Origin of the sequence: Solitalea canadensis DSM 3403 (genome assembly GCF_000242635.2) — a bacterium.
GTDB lineage: Bacteria > Bacteroidota > Bacteroidia > Sphingobacteriales > Sphingobacteriaceae > Solitalea > Solitalea canadensis.
The window spans coordinates 3,165,973-3,187,466 of sequence record NC_017770.1; the positions used below are offsets into that span (position 1 = coordinate 3,165,973).

Annotated in this window: 21 protein-coding genes; 6 read left to right on the plus strand and 15 right to left on the minus strand. The window is 37.6% G+C overall.

Annotated features, from left to right (window positions below):
• Positions 1–23: 23 nt before the first annotated feature.
• Positions 24–581, minus strand: coding sequence for a phage tail protein (locus SOLCA_RS13040; RefSeq protein WP_014680926.1), 558 nt, complete (start codon positions 579–581; stop codon positions 24–26).
• Between the two features lie 369 nt (positions 582–950).
• On the opposite strand from SOLCA_RS13040, the gene SOLCA_RS13045 reads away from it, so the two are divergent.
• Genes SOLCA_RS13045 through SOLCA_RS13060 form a run of 4 tightly spaced genes read left to right on the plus strand, consistent with a single transcriptional unit; the run spans position 951 to position 3,983 of the window.
• Entirely contained in the window at positions 951–1,868 is a 918-nt protein-coding gene (locus SOLCA_RS13045) for a metallophosphoesterase (protein ID WP_014680927.1), read from the plus strand.
• 14 nt (positions 1,869–1,882) lie between these two features.
• The gene (locus tag SOLCA_RS13050) at positions 1,883–2,377 is read left to right on the plus strand and encodes a hypothetical protein (protein ID WP_014680928.1); all 495 of its coding nucleotides are present in this window, start codon (positions 1,883–1,885) and stop codon (positions 2,375–2,377) included.
• Between the two features lie 10 nt (positions 2,378–2,387).
• Positions 2,388–2,957: an adenylyl-sulfate kinase gene (gene cysC, locus SOLCA_RS13055; RefSeq protein WP_014680929.1), complete on the plus strand. Its 570-nt coding sequence runs from the start codon at positions 2,388–2,390 to the stop codon at positions 2,955–2,957.
• A gap of 6 nt (positions 2,958–2,963) precedes the next feature.
• Entirely contained in the window at positions 2,964–3,983 is a 1,020-nt protein-coding gene (locus SOLCA_RS13060; protein WP_014680930.1) for a phytanoyl-CoA dioxygenase family protein, read from the plus strand.
• A 103-nt stretch (positions 3,984–4,086) separates the two neighbouring features.
• On the opposite strand, the gene SOLCA_RS13065 is transcribed toward SOLCA_RS13060, so the two are convergent.
• The gene (locus SOLCA_RS13065; RefSeq protein WP_014680931.1) at positions 4,087–5,052 is read right to left on the minus strand and encodes a sulfotransferase family protein; all 966 of its coding nucleotides are present in this window, start codon (positions 5,050–5,052) and stop codon (positions 4,087–4,089) included.
• Complete coding sequence (locus tag SOLCA_RS13070; protein WP_014680932.1) at positions 5,053–5,745, minus strand: aspartyl/asparaginyl beta-hydroxylase domain-containing protein; 693 nt, start codon at positions 5,743–5,745, stop codon at positions 5,053–5,055. It lies immediately after the preceding gene.
• Between the two features lie 148 nt (positions 5,746–5,893).
• Here SOLCA_RS13070 and SOLCA_RS13075 point away from each other — a divergent pair, with 148 nt between their 5' ends.
• Entirely contained in the window at positions 5,894–6,301 is a 408-nt protein-coding gene (locus SOLCA_RS13075; protein ID WP_014680933.1) for a DUF983 domain-containing protein, read from the plus strand.
• On the opposite strand, the gene SOLCA_RS13080 is transcribed toward SOLCA_RS13075, so the two are convergent.
• From SOLCA_RS13080 to SOLCA_RS13135, 12 genes are all read right to left on the minus strand, one after another.
• The gene (locus SOLCA_RS13080) at positions 6,295–7,188 is read right to left on the minus strand and encodes a helix-turn-helix domain-containing protein (RefSeq protein ID WP_014680934.1); all 894 of its coding nucleotides are present in this window, start codon (positions 7,186–7,188) and stop codon (positions 6,295–6,297) included. The genes SOLCA_RS13075 and SOLCA_RS13080 overlap by 7 nt on opposite strands.
• Positions 7,189–7,403: 215 nt before the next feature.
• Positions 7,404–8,813, minus strand: a complete 1,410-nt coding sequence (lpdA, locus tag SOLCA_RS13085) for a dihydrolipoyl dehydrogenase (RefSeq protein ID WP_014680935.1) — start codon at positions 8,811–8,813, stop codon at positions 7,404–7,406.
• 340 nt (positions 8,814–9,153) lie between these two features.
• Entirely contained in the window at positions 9,154–10,563 is a 1,410-nt protein-coding gene (locus SOLCA_RS13090; protein ID WP_014680937.1) for an arylsulfatase, read from the minus strand.
• Positions 10,564–11,082: 519 nt separating this feature from the next.
• Positions 11,083–11,661, minus strand: coding sequence for a hypothetical protein (locus SOLCA_RS13095; protein ID WP_014680938.1), 579 nt, complete (start codon positions 11,659–11,661; stop codon positions 11,083–11,085).
• Between the two features lie 26 nt (positions 11,662–11,687).
• Positions 11,688–12,749: a hypothetical protein gene (locus SOLCA_RS13100; protein ID WP_014680939.1), complete on the minus strand. Its 1,062-nt coding sequence runs from the start codon at positions 12,747–12,749 to the stop codon at positions 11,688–11,690.
• An 8-nt stretch (positions 12,750–12,757) separates the two neighbouring features.
• A complete protein-coding gene (locus SOLCA_RS13105) occupies positions 12,758–13,876 on the minus strand; it encodes a M14 family zinc carboxypeptidase (RefSeq protein ID WP_014680940.1) in 1,119 nt (372 codons plus the stop codon).
• A gap of 19 nt (positions 13,877–13,895) precedes the next feature.
• On the minus strand, positions 13,896–15,218 hold the full coding sequence (locus SOLCA_RS13110; protein WP_042481295.1) for an OmpA family protein: 1,323 nt from the start codon (positions 15,216–15,218) through the stop codon (positions 13,896–13,898).
• 215 nt (positions 15,219–15,433) lie between these two features.
• Positions 15,434–16,102, minus strand: a complete 669-nt coding sequence (locus tag SOLCA_RS13115; RefSeq protein WP_014680942.1) for an energy transducer TonB — start codon at positions 16,100–16,102, stop codon at positions 15,434–15,436.
• Between the two features lie 132 nt (positions 16,103–16,234).
• Positions 16,235–17,518 (minus strand): hypothetical protein, encoded by a 1,284-nt coding sequence (locus SOLCA_RS13120; RefSeq protein WP_014680943.1) that lies wholly within the window; start codon positions 17,516–17,518, stop codon positions 16,235–16,237.
• A 4-nt stretch (positions 17,519–17,522) separates the two neighbouring features.
• A complete protein-coding gene (locus tag SOLCA_RS13125) occupies positions 17,523–18,161 on the minus strand; it encodes a hypothetical protein (RefSeq protein ID WP_014680944.1) in 639 nt (212 codons plus the stop codon).
• Positions 18,162–18,201: 40 nt separating this feature from the next.
• The gene (locus tag SOLCA_RS13130) at positions 18,202–18,696 is read right to left on the minus strand and encodes a lipocalin family protein (protein WP_042479793.1); all 495 of its coding nucleotides are present in this window, start codon (positions 18,694–18,696) and stop codon (positions 18,202–18,204) included.
• 18 nt (positions 18,697–18,714) lie between these two features.
• Complete coding sequence (locus SOLCA_RS13135) at positions 18,715–19,245, minus strand: outer membrane beta-barrel protein (protein ID WP_014680946.1); 531 nt, start codon at positions 19,243–19,245, stop codon at positions 18,715–18,717.
• Positions 19,246–19,468: 223 nt separating this feature from the next.
• Between SOLCA_RS13135 and SOLCA_RS13140 the strand changes: the two genes are divergently transcribed.
• The gene (locus SOLCA_RS13140; protein WP_042479795.1) at positions 19,469–21,412 is read left to right on the plus strand and encodes a tetratricopeptide repeat-containing sensor histidine kinase; all 1,944 of its coding nucleotides are present in this window, start codon (positions 19,469–19,471) and stop codon (positions 21,410–21,412) included.
• Positions 21,413–21,494: the final 82 nt, after the last annotated feature.

Consider the following 21,494-nt stretch of genomic DNA (forward strand, 5'->3'; position numbering starts at 1 on the left):
ATGTTAGGACAAAAACCAGGTTGTTAATTTCTAGAAGGATAGACTCCTTCAAGTGCAATACAGTAGTTCATTGCCAAATAAGGCTGCATATTATTATGTGGTTGACTTCCACCTGCTATTCCTATCGTACTAACTACTGAGCCATTATTTAGTTGAATAGTTGGATTTGTAGCTACAAAGCCATTAGAAGGATCGCCGTTAATATCCATAACCCCACCAATAGAATTACCGGCAACTGGTGTATGTACATTAGCATCTCCTGCATTAACATTAAGAACAGAAGTAGCCACATGATTATGTGCTGGCATTTCTGTTATAATTAAAGTGTGATGCTCTTCTCCACCTATTTCACCTATGTAATGATTAGACAAACCCGGGCCTTGACCTTGACCTATTGCCACCCTACCTTGCAAGTTCGGTAATGCAAAAGTTGTTTGGCCGTTTCCTCCATACGTAGTTCCTAATAAAGAGAAAAGTGCAGTGTTTGAAGAAATAGCTAAAAGTTGTCCATTACAAAGTGCCCATCCACGTGGTGCCCAAGGAAATCCAAAAAGTTGAATCTGTCCGACAAAAGGTTCCATATAATTTATTATAGTTTAAATAGATTTATTATTAATAGCCTAAGTAGAATATGATCACTTCACAACATTTTATTTCTGTTTTAAAAAAATGTGAAAGGCGATATAGTTTTCACAAGAGAGAGAGTAATTCATTGTAATTCAATACAATATTAAAACTTATTTTTTAGTAGGCAAAAAATTCCACATGGGAAATTTTATATACAATTAGTACCTATTTAATTACTGTCAGATAATCAGATAGTTAGACTAGTAAAATTTTATTAATAAAAAATAATAAAAGTCATTATTTATAAACAATTAGTAACTAAATCTTTAAAAACAAAAAAAATTATACTTTTACATCATAAAAATGAATATAACTTAATTAAAATGACTAATAATCGCAGAAAATTTCTTCTAAATAGCGCTCTATTATCGGGTACATTTTTCCTCAGCAATCCATTGAAAACTGTTGCTCAGATTACGAAACGAGCTAACGAATTGGAGAATATCCACGATACATTAACTATCTACCATACGAATGATTTACATGGAGAGTTAGGAAATCAATTAAGTTCAAAAAATGGCTTATCTTTTATTAAGGGGAAATTATCTCAGAATGAAGATTCGGGTTTGATGTTAGATGCAGGTGACTTTTTGAGTGGAACTGGTGATTTAAGTGCAGATAAAAAAATGATCGGTACTATGAATAATACCGGATACCATATTGCTACATTAGGTAATAAGGAACTTGAAAACGGAGAGGAATATCTATCTGATTTGATTTCTTTTATGAATTTCAATTTAGTTAACTGCAACTATTCATTTAATAATTCTTCACTTACATCAAAAGTTAACCCGTATGTAATTTTTAAGTCAGGGAGAATGAAGATTGGTGTAACCGGAGTTGGGGCTGAGTTAACTAATAACAGTATTCATTTTAACAATCCGTATACCAGCGCAACAAAAGTGGCTACCTTATTAAAAAATGAGAAGCAATGCGATATTGTAATCTGCCTTTCTCATTTGGGTATGAATTCAATGGGATTCAATAATAAAGATTTCGCTGCTGCCTCTGAAAATATAGATATCATCATCGGTGGACATGGTGAAAATGCACAACTAAATCCTTATGTATTAAGAAATAAACTTAAGGAACAAGTTATTTTACGCCAGGGATTATCTAATGGTTCTATGTTAGGAAAAATGACCTTTAAGCATAATGATCAGAAAGAAGTAAGGGCTGTGGATTTCAGGAAATTCTTATCTGCTCCTAAAGCTTCTGTTGAATCGATTGTACAGGCATAGCAGTTCGTATTTGAATGCATAAAGATATCACCACTTTATTTGTCGATTTTCTAAAGGAAATTGGCATTGGTGTTTCATTTAAGTCAATAACGGAGCCTACAATTGTACCCGGGGTTACTATTCAAAAGGGAAGTGTGGTTATTGATCAGGAGCAACTTCTTTATCCGGGTGACATTTTACATGAAGCCGGACATATTGCTGTAATGCCTCCCGAGATCAGACCTACTTTAGATGGAACTCTTAATGATTGTGATTTGCATCGTGGAGGTGAATTGATGGCAATTGCCTGGTCGTATGCTGCCTGCATCCATTTAAAAATTGATCCTCATATTGTTTTCCATGAATTTGGTTATAAAGATTCAGGTGCCAATTTAGTGGATAACTTCCAAAAGAAACAATTTGTTGGTGTTTCAACTTTACAATGGTGTGGCATGACGAATGATCCGACTTCTAATAAAGATCTTTCTCTTCCTATGTTTCCGATAATGAAATCATGGCTCAGACCTTAAAAGTTGCTGTATGATAATTATTCAGCTTACCGGACTTTCGGGATCAGGCAAAACTACTATTGCCACTTTAACAAAAGCTCAACTCACCTCGTTAGGTATAAAAACTGAAATTATTGATGGTGATACTTACCGGGAAACCTTGTGCAAAGATTTAGGGTTTTCAGAAGAAGACCGTAAAGAAAATATAAGAAGATTAGGGAACGTTGCTTATACGTTTGCCAAACAAGGGATTGTAAGTATTATTTCTGCTATTTCTCCTTTTGAAAGTAGCAGGCAGGAGTTAACCACCAACTATGGAGCCAAAATCGTTTGGATTAATTGTCCATTAGCATTATTGATTGAAAGAGACACAAAAGGCTTATATCGTAAGGCGTTACTACCACAAGGTAATCCGGAAAGAATTGAAAATTTCACAGGCATTAGTCAACAATACGACACACCCACAAAACCGGATCTGGTAATAACAACTGATTCCGAACCTAAAGAGGAATCTGCATCACGATTAACCAGCTATATTCTTAAAGAACTAAATTTGTTTAATTACCCAAATGTTCCTCTTTCAAAGGAGCTGTCATTATAATAATCAATGAAAGAACTTATTGCAGATACCTTAGAAACAGGAAAAATACCTGCCTATCACTTAAAACGTTTCTGGAGCAAAACCATAAAAAAACGTGAAGGAACTATTGCACAAGATGCTTTTCTTGACGAATGGCAATTAGATAGCTCTTTGTTAAATATTTTGAGCGTAGGAATTGAGCAAACGATTATTTATCTATACCACCATAACCCAAGCTTTGAAAAATTTGAGGATTGGATTTTGGCACTAAATAATAACCAGTTATCGAGTGCTAAGATTGAGCAATTTAATGCTTCTATCTCAAAAGATAACACGCTTGAAACATCAAACATTTTAACGGATTATTTATTAACCGAAGCAGATCTTGCTTTCTGGAGGGAAAATGGTTATCTGATTATTCGTAATGCCATTGCTAAAGAAGACTGCGATGCAGTGATAAGTGCAATTTGTGAATTTATTCAGGTTGATTTAACTAATCCTTCAAGTTGGTATTATGATCATCCGGCCAAACAAGGAATTATGGTTCAACTCTTTCAGCATCCCGCTTTGGAGAAAAATCGAAATTCCCAAAAAATCAGGTCTGTTTATGAACAGCTGTGGAACCGAAGTGATCTTTTTGTAAGTACTGACAGAGTAAGCTTTAACCCGCCTGAATGCGAATACTGGAAGTTTCCAGGACCAAAAATGCATTGGGATGTAAGTCTTGAGCTACCTATTCCATTTGGACTACAAGGCTTATTATACTTGTCGGACACCCAAGCAAATCAGGGAGCTTTTACATTGGTCCCTGGCTTTCAAAATAAGATTGAAGCATGGATCAATAGCTTACCAGCGGGAGTTGATCCAAGATTTCTGAATCTACATGCATTAGGATCTGTACCAATTGCAGCCAATGCAGGTGATTTTATCGTTTGGCACCAGGCTCTCCCACATGGAAGCAGCCCAAATACGGCTAACTTACCACGTATGGTACAGTACATTAACTACGCACCTATTGATGCTGAAATAAAAACTGAATGGAAATAGTTGAGTTAGCCGTTAGTGATTAACCGTAAGCTATTAGAGATTAATTGAAGTTGTAACAGGTTAATTAGCTGTTAGTAATTAGAAATTAACTAAAGTTGCCTGTTCAATGATTTCTCAGTTGTTCAAGCTTATGGTAAAGTTCCATAGCATCAGGTAATCCAGATATAGATAACTCGGTTTCTTGCTTTTCAGCAAATGGCTTATCTGGAAATTTGGAATGGAAACCACTGCGCTCGGTAACCTTTTGCAGAAAATCATCTTCAAGGGTTAATTGAGTAGCTTTGGCTATTTTTTGTACCAGAGTTACCGGACCCTCATCATAATTAACAAGCTGAACACGCGGATCTGCTGCAGCTATTTCAAGGTATTTTTGCTGATATTTAATCAAAACCTTTACTAAATAAGCGTCTAAATCTGCCGTTATAACATCATCCCGCTTAAACCCAAAAAGTTCGGGTTCAATAATGCCTGGTACCGCTTGCATTCCACGAAGTTTTTGATGCGATCTGATTACTTCATCAGGTTTCCGGTAAAGTAAAATAAATGGAACATCCGGATAGAGGGATCGATACATCTCGTAAAAAAAGATATGCCAGCTATCCGTTTTTACAAACAGGCATTCTTCATTAAAACGACGTTTTCCAACTAATGCAATATTCGCTTTTAATGCTTTTTTTACTTCTGGGGCAGTAATATGCGATTGTTTAAATGGGGATCGAAGTATTTCATCAAACAGAGGTACTTCTGCCAGCGATATCCAGTTTTCATTTAATCCCAATAATTGAGATAATAAAGTAGAACCGCATCGGGAAACATGAAAGATTATTGCCGTCGGATGAATGGCATCCACTGTTTCTCCCTGCCAAATCAAGCTCTCATAATCGCTAACCGTTCTTATATATTTGGAGTTATTTGCAAGACTTTTACACTTACCTACTGTCTCATCAAAAAAAGGCTCAATAAATCTTTTATTTTCAAGATAAAGCCATTCAAACATCCATTCTTGTTGCTCAAACCTTAGCTTATACGGTATCCAATCCGCTATCGGGCACTTAGAAATAACACTCATTTAAACTGCAGAACTACGTAATTGATCGATTAATTGCCTGGCTGTATCAGTATCCATACGTTCCAGTTCCGTTATCATTTTTGCCATCGTTTCCGGATCCTGTTTTTTTGATTGCATTTGCTTTTCTAAATCGAAGCAATAACCGCTTTCCGCAAAAACCTCATCAGACCAATTATTCCGTTTACAGTCAATCACTAAATGTATCCGGTTAATTGTCCCCCTGTTGGCTACACTATGTGGCAAGCTAAAATTTGCATACCAACATTCTCCGGGCTTCATTCTCAAATCATTACTATTTACAATAAAGTCAACATCCGGATTTGTTTGAATAGGAATATGAAGTCGAAAATAGCCATCCGAATAACCCAACTCCTGATCAACATGGGTTTTTATAATACTTCCGGGAGTTAATGATAATAATCGTATTGCTTCTTTTTCACAATTGATGGATTCGATCACTTCTGCAAAGTAGGAACACTGCTGTAGCAACGCTGTGTCTTTATACTCAGCACCCGGATGTGCATTAGCATCCGTTATATTTCCACTAATTGATCTTAAGGAAATGCTTTTCCAATCGCCATTATAATCCCTTTGATTAAAATGATCAGTCCAATTGAGCGAAAGGCACTTTTCCAAATCCTTAACTAATTTGTCTTCATCAAAGAAAAAAGGCAAACGAAAAAAGTCATTCATACTTTGAAATTGAAGACCTAAAATAGAAAATAAATCTTAGTACGAATCATAATTCTACAACACCAAAATTACCACTAAACCCACGGAAAACACCACTACCTGTCATAATTTGCTGGTACTTTTGTTATTAATAATAATTGATGATTGTATGGCTATTTCGAAAACACAAGCGATTTTTCAGCAAAAATGCCCTCGCTGTCACGAAGGACATCTATTTGAACATCCTACCTATAGTTTTGGGTATCAGAAAATGCATACCAATTGTCCGGTTTGTGGACTACGTTATGAAATTGAGCCGGGTTTCTTTTGGGGAGGTATGTACTTTAGTTATGCTCTTAATGTTGCACAGAGTGTAATTTTAGGCTTTGCTACTTACTTTATATTCGGTAACCCAACTGCCTGGGTTTACCTGACAATAATTATTGGAGGCATCTTTGTATTTATGCCGCTTAATTTCAGACTGGGACGAGTATTTATGCTACACTTATTCGGATCCATTGATTATGACCCTAAATACAGTAAAGGCAAGATCTTAAAACCCGCGGCAAATCAGTAACCGTTAAATGATTTTTTAAACTCTTCGGGTGTAAGGTTGGTATACTTCTTAAAAAACTTGGTAAAATAGGAGTTATCGGTAAACCCCAGACTGTAAGCTATTGTTGAAATACTTGCATCGAGGTTTACCAATTGCCTTTTTGCTTCCAAAACAATACGCTCTCTAATTATCTCTCCGGCCGATTTGTTTAACAGGTTTGAGCACAGCGTGTTTAAATGATTTGGAGTAATACTTAACATTTCTGCATAATCTTTGGGTAATTTATACTCACTATAATGCTGGTTTACCAACCTTCTAAATCTAAACAAAAGCTGCAGTCCGGGCTTCAACACATCCCCCGCTTTGTTTTTATTGTTTTCGGAACGTCCCGCGAGAATAAACAATGATAACATCAGCAATCGAACTTTATCCTTAGTAAATGGTCGGGTTACCTGTGTTTCATTTACTACCGACGAAAGCAGTTGAATAGCTTCTTTGAGTTCACTCTCATTAAAGGTAACGATATTCTCTCCTGTTACTCCTCCCAAAAAACTAAACCTTTCAAGGTAATGATCATCGGAAAGGAATGAATGAAACAGCTCTTCGGAAAAATTAACGACATACCCGTCCAATTCTCCTTCAAATTCCCAACTATGAACCTGTCCGGGTATCATAAAATAAACCTGTCCGACTTCAACCGGAAACCGCTCAAAATCAATTGTATGAAAGCCAGCTCCTTTGGTAAACAACAATAAATGATAAAATGAATGACCGTGCGGTCGATGCAAATTGGGGTGTTTTTGGAGGTACAGGGAAAAAGGCTCAGCCATAATATCATCATGAAAATGATCGGAGCCCTTAATTGTACAAATATTATAAACAGGAAGTGTGTCCTTAACTTTTTGCATTGTTTACAAATATACCGCTATTGAGGTATTATTTATGGAGGGTTTTAGGTTCTTATAATGGACTGCACTCGAACTATAACACACCCCCAGCCCCTCTCAAGAGGGGAACCTCTCTGCGTAATGGATCAACGTAGTTGATCAAGATTCCCCTCTTGAGAGGGGTTAGGGGTGTGTTACTACCTGAAAGTAATTACTGATTAGCAGTCGATTCCAATCTAAAGATTCAATGCTCCTTGTCCTGACGCAATCAAATAAGCTTCTTTTAATGCCTCTGAATAAGTTGGATGTGCGTAAGAAATCCTGAACATATCTTCATCAGTAGTCTCATAATGCATGCTGATTACAGGCTGAGCGATAAGATCTGCGGCTCTTGGACCGATGATGTGCACTCCCAGAATCTCACCATATTTAGGATCTGTCAGTACTTTTACAAAACCATCTGATTCCATTGCAGCTCGTGCTCTTCCGCTTGCCATAAAAGGAAATTTTCCGACATGATATTCGCTTCCCTGAGCTTTCAGTTCTTCTTCAGTAGCACCGACAGAAGCAACTTCCGGCCAGGTATAAACCACTCCTGGAATTAAGTTATGATTAATATGAGGTTTTTGTCCGTTGATGGTTTCAACTACAAACACTCCTTCTTCCTCTGCTTTATGTGCTAACATCGGCCCCTTAATTACATCTCCGATTGCATAAATATTTTCTTCAGCAGTTTGCAGTTTTTCATTGGTCTTGATTCGACCTTGTTCATCGGTTTCAATCTTCGTATTTTCCAATCCCAAGCCTACTGTATACGCTTTCCTCCCAACAGCCACTAAGCAATAATCAGCTGTAATTTCATTTGGGTTGTTCTTGCTGTCAAGGTATTTAACGGTTACATTTTCACCATTGTTCTGCGCTGATTGAACCTTATGACTTAGCTGTATATCGATACCCTCTTTGGCTAAAACCTTGTTTAACTCTTTCCCTAAGTCCCTGTCCATTGTCGGAATAAGACTATCTGCATATTCCAATATGGTTACCTTAACTCCTATCCGGGCAAAAACAGAGGCCATCTCCACACCTACTACTCCACCTCCAATAATAACCATCGAATTTGGTTTCTCTTTCAATGAAAGTGATTCAGTTGAGGTGATGATTCTTTGTTTATCGATCTCAACTCCTTTAATGCTTGAAGGCTTAGAACCCGTAGCAATAATAAACCATTTGGCGCTCACCTTATTAGTGGTTTCCCTATTAACTATATTGATTTCTTTGTTATTAATAAATGTGGCAGTTCCCTGTAGCACCTCTATTTTGTTTTTCTTCATCAGGTAATTAAGTCCGGAAACATTTTGTGCTACCACCTCACTTTTGCGGTTGATCATTTGCTCAAAATTCAAAGACATTGAGTTGATATCTATTCCATGTGCTTTAAATTTGGTAATAGCAGCATGATAGTGTTCGGTACTATCAAGTAATGCTTTGGCCGGAATACAACCTACATTTGTGCAGGTTCCTCCAAGCGTTTTATATTTTTCAACAATAGCTGTTTTATACCCTAGCTGGGCAGCTCTAATTGCTGCAATATAGCCACCCGGTCCTGAACCAATGACTATAATATCGTAAGTTGATTGAGATTCCATTTATCTAGTTTTTCAATAATTACTTTCGGATAAACAGTTCTATGAGTAGAAATGAATTATAGAATAAGATAGGATTTTTATCTGAAATTTGAGCCGACCCGAAGAACAAAGCGATAGATCTGAAACGGTTTCGATTCTACTTAACAGCGACTTTAATCATGGGTAGTAATGAGTGACGATAAAGATCATTATGAAAACAATAATTGGCACCATCGCCTTATCAATTGTATCATTAATAGTTGGAGCTAACGGCCCTAAATATAAATTTCAAGTGAAAGAAGTTGTGTGGGTGATTAAACTGAATTAAGCGACCTAAAAGATTATAAAATAGGAACGCCTCTTAATTAGGAGGTGTTTTTGATTCCTTATCCATCAACTGTTCCATCTCCTTAACAATAGCAGGATATTGCGCTGATAAATCAGTTGTTTCTCCAATATCTTTTAAAAGGTCGTACAACTCTGTACGAATCGGCTGTGAAGCTTTATAAAATCGAACAGCTTTCCAGTTTCCACTCCGTACAGCTTGCTTAAATCCCCCTTCATTAAACTCCCAATACAAACTTGAGTGTTGTGGTTGAGGTTTAGAAATTAATGCAGGGATAAAAGAAATACCATCTTTTGGAGAAACATTATCCAAACCACTTATCTCGACAACCGTTGGCAATATATCCCAAAACGCACCGGCATAGGAAGATATGGAACCAGGCTTTATGTGATTGTTCCACCTTACAATAAATGGAACCCGAATGCCTCCTTCATACAGATCTCTTTTAATGCCGCGCAATGGACCACTACTCTTAAAAAAAGTAGTGGCGTCCGTCATTTTGCGACCACCTTCTATATGCGTTCCATTATCGCTGGTAAAAACAACAATGGTATTCTTGTCGATCCCATAGGCCTTTAATTGTTGCATTATTTGTCCTACATAATCATCCATGCTGGTGATCATAGCCGCATAAGCTGCTTTGGGGTAAGGTTGTTGCCCATAATGCAGACCAGCTGGCTGCGCTATTTCAGGTGCAAACTTACTGCTACCATCCTTGTTCAAATAAAGTTGCAAGTACTTTTCCGGAACCTTGAGTTCGGCATGTGGTAAGGTGTATGACACGTATAAAAAGAAAGGATGCTTTTTGTTTTTTTGAATGAACTGCAAGGCCGACTGTGTGAATAACTCATTCACGTACACAGTTGAATCGATCATCTCTTTTTTTGATTCGCCATTTTCTATTTTCCAAAGATGATCTGTCTGTTGAAAATGGCCTTCCACATGGTGCAAATGACCTACAAAGAAATCCCAGCCTTTTTTCTCGGGCGCACCGGATGTTCCCTGTAAACCCAAGCCCCATTTACCCACCATTCCATTTACATAACCTGCCTGTTTCAGGTACTGCGACAGGGTACTATCTTGCTGACGCAATGGAAGTTCATCATTGCCTTTGATAAAAGCATGGCCTGTGTGTTGCCCCGTCATCAAACTGGCTCTGGACGGTGCGCATACTGTACTTCCGGCGTAAAAATCAGTAAAACGCATACCCTGGTTTGCCAGTTGATCAATATTAGGCGTTTTAATGAGCTGCTGACCATAACACCCTAAATCTCCATATCCCATATCGTCAGCTAGTATAAATATGATATTAGGTTTTTCTTTTGAGCGTAAATCTTGAGAGAAAAGACAGAAAGGTGAAAAGCAAGAAAAGAATATAAAGGTCCGAATGAGGTTTATCTTTAGTTTAAGCGTGATTACTTTCATGATAATTTTCTTTTACTAAGGTACTATAAGCGCTCTTTACTAACCTTTAACACCTAATAAGCATTGAAATCGTTGTGCGATTTAAAATAACTCAAAAAAAGCCTAATAGTGCAATAAACACAGTTTGGTGAATTATTTTCTTCCGCCGCTTTCAGCGCGACTCACTTTTTTTCTTCAGCAAAAAAAGTAAGCAAAAAATGCCGTCGCTGCGTACAGTTCTTTGACAGTTAGTGCGAGTATTTAAATCATCTCTTCCGAACTGTACGAGGCGATTTTAGCTTATATGATAATTTATGCTTTAAATTCATGTATGTGAAATCAAATCGCACAATGGGTTAAGCATTGAATATAATCCATATACTTTGTAAAAAAATCACGCAAAGGATTGTGTAATTTGTAAATTTTCATGAAGAGGTGACCTGTAAAAAACTGACGACAATTTCGATACACATAAAAAAACCCGGAGATACTCCGGGCCTACTTACTGATCACAAAAAAACTAAACAGGGTATATATATTTTACTGAGTAAACCGATAAACGAACAAAGCATCCTCGTGGTTAACATCATCTTCAGAAAACGTGTAAAAAAGATCTTCACCATCAACCCTTCTAATCTCCCAACGGTAAACATCTGGTAAAAGATCATCGCCTTCGGCCTTCCGTTCGCTTACCCCATTACCCGAAGAACACTTGTCTTTGATCGTTTTGAATGATCCTTTAACCGGATAAAAAGTAAACTTATCTCCTTCAAATACAACCGAACCCTCCATTCGTGTATAAATTTCAGTTACACAACTAGAATAGGTACGCATACCCAAGTATTGCCAGAATTTAATTCTGCCTTTACCGTCCTGGTTGTAAAACAAATACTCTCTGCCTGCCTCATAATCATTTCCGAGATTATGGCCATCACGATCCCAATAAGATATCGCCGAAAGCGTTCCACTAAACCATGAACCGTCAGCTAATTGATCCGAAACTTTGCTGGAAGGAACGTTTTTATACAGATCTTCTTCTTCTTTCTGAATTGGATCATCTTTACAAGCAAATAATCCCAATGTCATCACACATAATAAACCAATTAAATGTTTTTTCATTTTTAGATAATTAGAATAGATGTTTATTACTGATAACTTTTTTCAATTTTTAATTTCTCCTCATAAAACAATGCACTTTCATAAGTGATGTTTTTTGAAACATCCTGTAACTCCACAATTGCTTTCAGCAAACCTTGCTGATAACCTGCTAACTGAGCCAACTCAGCTGTTTCTTTAGCAGCTGCCAATCCTGCTCCATAATTAATTCTTGCGAAAAAATTATCTACAGGCAGCGCCGACCGCTTGTAAGCAGCTATCAACTCCAGCACTTTATCGTGATGGTATTTCAATTTGGCCTCGTAGGTAGTATTTCGGATAGCGTACTCTTTAAGGGTTACCTGCTTCAAGCGTTCACTTTGAGCAGCAGACATATTTGCACCCACCAACCTTTGCAATTTTGATTTTTCAGCAAGTACAGGAGCCAGTAGTTTCTCTTCCTTCTCGTCCAACACTTGCATTTTATTTTCTTTTTCAACTAAAAATCCGGTAAAAGCCTTGGTTTGGTACTCAGAAGTAAACTCACCCATTAGTGTACCAGCCTCAACAGAAGTTTTAAGAGCTTTTTGCGTGTGTGTCCGTTGATTTAAACTAATCGATGATTGCTGATAAGACATTACCAATTGCGCCTTTTGCTCATCGCTCATGGCATCAAACTTTTTCTTAAATGCAGGATCTTCCATCTTAGCTGCCAGGTCCATCATTGAGCTGCTAACCCCGGTCGTTTTTTGCATTTCAGGATTGTCTCTCATATACTGGGCTTTTTCAGCAGTGCTCATTGCGGCAAAATCATCATTATTCGCCTTGTAACCTGTCTTTTTAGCTTTATTAGTTGCAGCAATTTGCTTATCTGTCCGAACGCTTAATTCGTTAGCGATTTTATTTGCTCTATTATAAAAAACAGCAAACATTTGGTTTTCATCCGGACGACCCTCTTTCAAAGATTTAGCATAAGCTTCTTTGGGAGTAAGCGTAGGCAGAATTACAGCTTCTGCTATTTTGGTCATTTCATATTTTACAGGTTGCTGAGCAAAGCAAATGTTGCTCAGCATTAATCCTGATAGAACTATAATTGATTTTACTACTTTCATTTGTTTCGTTATTGTTTGTTGACAGACGTGTATTGTATTGAATCCACTTTTTCGGGATAATTATCCGCCAAAAAAACCTTTACAATTGCTGATGCATACGTCCGTACTTCTTTAGCACATTGTTGTTGCAATTCAATTGTTTTATAATCTACAGGACGCTTAGCTCCTGGAAATTCAACTGTTATTAATCGAATTGCCTTTCGTTTTCTTTCTGCGTAAACTGAATCGTTGACTGCTGTTGTTGCCCAACTTCCCAGAGACACCCCTTGTCCTCTACGACCGGGCAAAGTTGACCCATTAATATTCCGGGGTTGTTTGACTTCGGCAGCTACTGCTACCGGATCTTTCGGATAAGTAGCATTGGCCCGAATGGGCAGCCTGTTACCGTTTACATTTCCACATTGTTTATGTACAAACCGCGCCATATCGATGGCCAAGCAACTATCCGTGTCAAACCCTAATGAAAATCCATGATGATCAGTTCGAGGATCAGCAAAGAATCCCGCATTATTTATATTCCGAATCGCATGAAGATTTACTATTCTGTCTGGCTTAAACTCATCTATTATCTTTAACAAAAGTTGATTCTCGACTTCAATTGATCTGCCCAAATGATCTTTCCCATTACATCTTTCAAATGAAGTTCCTAACGTGGGCATCTGCCGATTAGGATCAACAGCTTGTTTGTGAGTATAGCGACCAATGTTCTCACCGCTTCCAATTTTTTCCGGTTTCGCCAATGCTTGTGCTGCATTATCAGGAAATAAGACAGGTAGCACAATTACATTGTAATATGGTTTTTCACCTTTATTAAGCTGATCAATTACTGATTTCGCCACCTCAATTGCCGACAATTCTGAGCCATGAACACCACCGATAATAAGTGCATTTTTATTACTCGTACCAGGAAAATAATAAGCTGATATCGTTCTATTCTTTACCGTTTTCCCAATAACAACTTTGGTAGCTTTAGTTGTATTTATTAATTGCTTAATGGAATCACTTCCTGAATACTTAGTTTCAGGTTGCCAACTACTGTTACCGTTGCTTAATGATTTTTCTGGTTTTGAGGCGAAAGTGAGGGCAATAAGCCCCACTCCCGCAACAATTTTTATTACCGGTATCATGCTCTCAGTAAGTATCTGATTATAACTTAATGAATTCTACTCTGCGGTTTTTAGCTTTACCCTCAGCAGTAGTATTTGCATCTATAGGTTGAGTTTCCCCTTTTCCATCGGTTTCAAGGCGGGAGGCATCGATTCCGAAATCTGTACTTAATGCTTTTTTCACGGCAGCAGCCCTTCTTTTTGAAAGATCCATGTTTTTAGCTTCATCACCATCGCTGTCGGTATGTCCTATCACTTTTACTTTAACAGTTGGATTCTCTTTTAATACTGTTCCCAGTTCTTTTAAAACCCCGTATGATTCAGGTTTGATCTTATCGGAATTTACATCAAACAGAATCCCGTTGGTAACAAACTTTCCTTCATTGATCAGCTTGTTTCTCATATCCGGAGATCCGATAGCGAATTTTATGTTAGAAAGATAAAGACCAATCTGGTTGTCTTCCTGAATGCCTGAGGTCACTTCCATGTCCATTCTGTTAAATGGAATGTCTGATGGAACTACTTGCGGAATGTCATATACTTTCTCTCCCTCGATCCACATACGCAAACGTTGTTTTTGTACCCAGATAGCCACATGAAATGGTCTGCCGTAATAGCTATCTAATTTTTTAAGACCTTTTTGATCGTTTACAAATTCATTTCTTCCATCACGGTTGCTTTCAAGTCTGATGGAAGAGCCACCCTCTTCTCCAGGACTGAACACAATAACTACATCTCCCTTGCTGTCAAAATTCTGAAGGTATTTTTTTCCGTTAGCATCATCCTTCGGAGAATTGAACAGTTTAAATCTCAATTCGGGATAAACCGATCCGTCGTTAGGAAAGGTTAAAACCATATCAAATTCTACAGTGTAATTTTCAGAGAGGTTTTTCATAGGAGGTGATACAAAATGGCTGGTATGGAACATCCGGAGCCACTTACCAGTCTGTCCGTTTAATGTTACCACTTCTCCCCTATTATTTGTGATCCACTTTAAAGGAAACTCTCCGATTACATCTTGTGAGAAATCTTCAGCATATACGATCTGTTCTCCCGGAACAAAATCATAGCGCGAAAAACTCTTTGCATCACGTGAGGCATAGCTTTGTGAAGCTGTGTTTTCTGAGGCAGTTGATTTTGATTCAGCAGAACCTTTTGACTTTCCGGTTCCTTTTTTAACCTCCCCTTCAGCAGTTTCTTCCGCTTTATCCAAACCTTTGTCCATGGATTCATCCACTTTCTGGTTGGCACGGTCTTTAACTTTTTGCTTTAACCTGTCGAAGACAGAGTTCTGAGCCAGGCTATATTGTGGTATGGCTAAGCATACCAGCGCACTTGCAATTAATAATTTGATCTTTTTCATACCCTTAACTTTGTGTAGTGTTAATAAGATCAAAGTAACCATGTATAAACAGGTAATACATCAGTAGTAAACAGGGTATATGTAATTACGTACTAGTACTTAGCAGGTATAAAACAAAAAAGCCCGATCCGCTCTTTGACCATAAAGATGACGGAATCGGGCCACTGTTAAGGGGTGATATGAAGACCTGAGTATATTGAACCTGTTGTTGTCCCTTACTTTATTATATCAACAGGCAATACTAAAACTGATTTTACCGGATGCCCGTTCATTATGGCGGGCAGCCATTGATTAGGCATTAGTCTGACCACACGGACCGCCTCCATGTTTAGCGCATGACTTGATCCTTTAATTATTTTGTAATCTTCGGTATTCCCATTTTCATCAACAATGAGACTGACGTAAATGCGATCTCCGTTTCTACCGCCGTTGTCGGCAATCATTAAATTTTTCTGAATAATTTGCTGAACCAAATCGTTGCCACCCAACAACATAGCAGCTCTTTCAACAGTAGTATTTATTTCACCCGAGCTTGTAACAACCTTGCACATAACCGGTGAACTATCTACAGCATTATCAGGATAGGTAAACTTGTTAAGCGAATGATCGTATTTATGAACCAACTTCCCTTTTAAATCATAATACTCCCAGGTTCCTTTCTTGATACTATTTTCATAATGGCCCTTACTCAATAATTGCTTTCCGGATGAATATTCGGTCCAACAACTATCGCGCAAGCCATTCTTAAGATACCCTTCAATTTTTAGTTGCTTTTTTTCGTTGTATGCTGCATAATAGCCGCTTTTGGCTTTCTCCTGACTACTTTGTGCACTCACTTTTAGAACTACACTGATCAATAAAAGCGTTATCACTATTTTAGTCATTACTCCTATAATTTGGTTAAAAAACGCCTGATTTGATTGCCCACCTAGATTACAGGCGAACCAAATTCAGGCGCCAATTGGGACGATCACCTTCTGATTATACCGACCAATCCCAATTATGATTAAACCGTGTTACTTTAAACGTTTCACCCTGATTACACCTTCAATACTTGCCACTTTAGGAGTAGCTGTGGATGATAACCACCCTGATTTATTCACTGTAAATGTTCCGATGACATAGTCGCCAACATTACCTGATTGTGTAATATCGAGAGAACCTGGACTAGCCACTGCATTTTCACCTGATATATAGAAATGGTGATATTCACTATCTTTATTAGGTTTATAACTAAAACCAATGATATCTCCCAATGCCCATGGTTTTTCACCTACCACCGGATCTTTCCAGAGAATGCTTACAAACGGGTAAGTAGTATTAGCTTGAGACGACATTATACTATTTGTCCCTTGAACAAACTGGGCTACAGCCGTCGGCATTGTAATCCATTCACCACCATTGACTCTTAGCGATACTCCTTCTGGTGCCACGTAAACTCGTGCTATTAACAATCCAATAGCTGTGGTTCCATTTTTTATCCGTACGCTAATAGTTGCAGGATTTTTTGCCGGAATTTTAGCAGGAGCGGTATATTCGGCCTTCACGCTTTGTGGGGTTAATGTACCCTCTCCTACTAACTTCCATTCATCAATATATTTGCTCTGCAATTCTTTTCCTTCTGTCAGAAATTTTTCTGTTCCGTCTGGCCACAATGGAACTAACATTAATTCTTCACTTTCACCCAGATAATGTGTGAGTTTGAGAGTAACCTTTTCTCCTGGATTTATAAAACTTTTATTAGGTAGTAACTCAAATGCTTCGAAGAAACTCCAGTCACTAAAGTGTGTAGTTTTGGCCGTAATTGTTTTATTAACAGCATCAACAGCTACACCCCCAACTGCTTTCCATCTACCTATATTATCCTGATAAGAAATACCTAGTGCCTCTACACAAGGAACCTGTTCATCTGTATAGTGAAATTTTATGATAGCCGGTTTATTGAACTGTTGTCCGTGCGGAGTAAGGCGGTAAGCCGTTCCTTCACCACATTGATTGGTATTGGTAATAGGTTGTACGGAGATAGTAGTATTAGTAGCTAATGCGCCAGCTGGAATAGTTACTTCTATACCACCATCAGCAGACACGATTGTTCCACCTTCGGCACCTATTATTTTAGATGTTGCTACTCCGGCAATTTCTCCAAGTGGCCTTATTACCCCCTGATTAGTAAAAGGAATCATGGGACCAGGATCGTCGCCAGGTTTGTCAGTACAACTACTTACTATCACCAGAAGCAATAAAAGGCTTCCATAAAATAGTTTTATTGTTGAGCGCGCCTTTTCAATTATTGAGACCATTTCTTTAGAAATTCTTAGATTTTAAGGTATAGTGCACAGGAAAATAGATAATTTCACCATCTTCTCCACCTTCCTCATACCCCATTCCTTCAATTTTTACAATTCCTGTTGCAGGATGAATGTAATGATCTATAACGAGCTCCGGATCATAGGTATTGGTTTGACGAACCTTTACACAATTAGAAAATGTTCCAGCCGGAGTAGTAACTGTTTCAGAGGTCGATATCACTTTATTGGTTATAGTAACATTAGCTCCTAAATCCGAGGCAATACCTTTTACGCTCCAGGAATCACCCACCTTACAGTTCTTTTTATAGATAACCAAACGAAGTTGTCCGAGGGGTCCGTCAGTAGTATTGGCAAAGGCACCATCTTTTTCGTGCCAGTAGATTTCAAAATCAACTCCAATAAACCAATTGACTGTGTAAAAGCCGTTTTTCTCTTTTGAGAGAATTTTGTATTTCACTTCACCAGATGCATCTGCAAGTTCGGATTTATAAACCCACTCATTACCTGCTTTTAAAAATGGTAAAGACTCCTCTGCTTTAGGTTCAGGATTATCTTTCCCTCCATTGCATCCGCTAAAAATTGCGGCAGACACTATTACTATTGCTACTATAAGTACAAAAAACTTTCTATTCATATCTTTAACTTTTAATTAAGAGAGACGTATTGACGTTTGATTACCGCGCCTCAAAAGTCAATACATCTGTAAGCGTTATATTTTGATTATATCCGGTTGCCCAAACATATTTAACCTTTAATAGGGTATTGCTTAATTCCAATATTTCCCAGGTTTTAACGTTCTTTGCGGCATCCGTTACTGAAACTTTAGCGTTCTTCGCATCGAGCACCCATGTCGCCATTGTTGTTTGAGGTTCTTCGTAACATTTAATCACACCAGCATTGCCTTCAAACACTTCCTGCTCTTTAAAAACAATAAAATCATCTTTCATACAATCCGCTCTGTGCGCATAAACATCCTGATCCGGAGTTCCATCTGCATCTAAATCGACTGCTGGTTCACGAGTCTGCGTTATTAGTACCCATTTTTTATTCATTAATGCAGCACTCATATCAATCTGATCAATTACCGGATCTTTTTTCTCACAAGAAGAGATACTAAGCCAGGCAATAGAAATCATCAATAACAGATTTAAAAGATTGTATTTGTTCATGATTAAAATGTTTGTTTGTTAAAACACAAATGCTACTCCTAATTGAAGTGGAGAAATACCGTAACCTAATTCTGCATGGACACCAATTTTATCTGTAAACAAATACCTTACACCAGCATGTAATGCAACATCAATATCCCCTCCCGAAGTAGCAGTTCCGTAATCTTCTAAATCACCGGTATACTTAATTTTGTAATGACGATACAATAACCCGGCACCACCATACACATCAAATTGCGGATTATTGATTTTTAGAAGTTCGTTGAAATGGTAAGATCCTCTGGCACCAAAAACGAGGTAAGAGTATTTAATATCGAAATCGTACTTTGTTTGTACATATGCCAGGTTTACACCTGCACTAATATTATCGGCAAATGTTCTTTCTACTGATGCAGTAAATGGTAATCCACCGTTTCCGGCAAAGCCAAAAGTTCCAACACCAATACCGGCGTTAACAGCATACTTACTTTTAAAAGTTTGTGCATTTGAATTACTATGCTGCAATACCAGCAACAATAACAAAGCAAATAGGGTAAAAATTCTTTTCATGGAAATGATAAATCTGAATGATTATTTAAATTAATTTCTCGACAGCAAAACTATAGGGAGGGCAAGCCTTATTCTTTAGCAGTAACACTGAGTTTAGGATATCAGTAGAAGTACTTAGTTTTAATTAAGTTAGTTGAAATTAAAACTAAAAAAAGCACATTTGTAGTTAATTGGAGAAAGCATTGTATAACTATTAATTAAGATTATTAAAGGAATGAAGTCTATGAAGCAATTCCTCTCCGGAGTTATTTTCCTTACCTTATTATTTCATTATACTGCATCATTTGCCATACCTACACCTGTTATAAAACCAACGCAGGATAGCAACACTGTTAAAAAACTACTGGATTCGGCTTACGTGTTGGAAAGTACAGATAAAGATGCTGCGTTAACTATCTACAGGAAAGCATATACCATCGGCGTACAAATCAATTATATTTTAGGGCAAGCAAAGGCGTTGCATTATAGCGGAATTGTCTATTCTGATAAAAGTCAATATCCGAAAGCTATAGATATGTATCGCAAAGCATTAAAACTATATCATAAGATAAATTATCCTAGAGGAATAGGAGCCTGCTATACTAACATTGGGAATATTTATCAATATGAAAGTAAACTAGATAGTGCGGTTGCCAACTATCAACAGGGTCTGAAAGTTTTTGAAGAATTCTCACTAACAAATGCGCTAGCTCAAGCAAGTGGAAACGTTGGTAATATATTTCAACAAGCAGGACAATTCGAAAAAGCGTACCATTATCATAATCAATCCATTAAATACGCTGAAATCACCAAAGACTCAAGTATTCTAGCAAATTCCCTGATTAATCTGGGGTCAATTCTTGATGCTTTAGACAAACAAGAGCAATCATTTGAAACCCATAAGAGAGCGTTAAAAATTGGAACGCTAACCAATAACTATTATGTCATTCAGCTTGCAAGCATCAATATTGCCGACTACTATAAGGATAAGCAACAATATACTGAAGCGATCAAATATGGACTTAGAAGCCTTCATTATGCCAATAAACTTTCTTCAACTTTTGACATTGCTGATATAAAAAATAGATTAGGTGATCTTTATCTTTTAGACAAAAACTACACTACAGCTGAGATCTATTTTAATGAAGCAATGGCATTGTCGGAACCTTTAAAAACCACCGGACTTACCAGTTCTATTTATAACTCCTTGAATAAATTGTATGCAGCTACTGGTGATTACAAAGAAGCGTACAAATACCTGTCGCTAGCAAAAAACTTAAATGATAGCATCCTTGGTGAAAAACAAATAAAATCTATCAGTGAGCTTGAAGTTAAATACCAAACCGCGCAAAAGGATCAGCAGCTTGTGCAAAAGCAACTGCAGATAGCTAAACAAGACCTTAGAATAAAGCAAAAGACACGCATACTGATGATTACCATTGCCGGAATTATCTTACTACTGATCGCATCTGCCTTCATCTTTATAAATTACCGGAATAAGATGAAATTGCAGACCCAGCACCTGATCCTACTGGAAAAGAAAAAGGAAATAAATATCCTGGAAGCGATGATCAAAGGTGAAGAAAAAGAGCGGAGTCGCATTGCCAAGGATTTACACGATGGCGTGGGAGGTTTACTTTCTGCAGCTAAAATGCAGTTTAGCGTTCTTTCAACTGAGATTTTCCAACTAACCGGAAAAGATCAATTTTCAAAAGCCTTAAATTTATTAGACGACTCTGCCGGAGAAATACGAAAGATAGCACATAACCTGATGCCCGAACTCCTAATCAATTACGGACTTGGCGAAGCGCTTTCGCATTTTGTTAACCGGATGAACAATACGCACCTCAAGATCAGCTTTATCTCTATTGGTGAACTTCCGGAGGTGAATCAGAACTATGAACTAACTATTTATCGAATTGTACAGGAACTAATCAACAACATTATAAAACATGCCGATGCATCTGAAGCGCTTGTTCAGTTAAGTTTTCAAGAGGATGTATTGTCGATTACTGTTGAAGATAACGGAAAAGGTTTTGATTTAACAACCGCCACCAACGGAGCAGGATTGAGTAGTATACAAACACGCGTTGCCGCCTTGGGTGGTTCATTTGAATTAACCGGTAGTATTAATAATGGCACTACGGTATTTATTGAATTTGATCTCGCTGTAAATAATTACGTGTAAGTAACCATTTGCCGATCTAAGTAGTACTACGTAGAAATAATTAGCCATCTTACTGTAAACTTGTTGATTGATAACGCTCTCT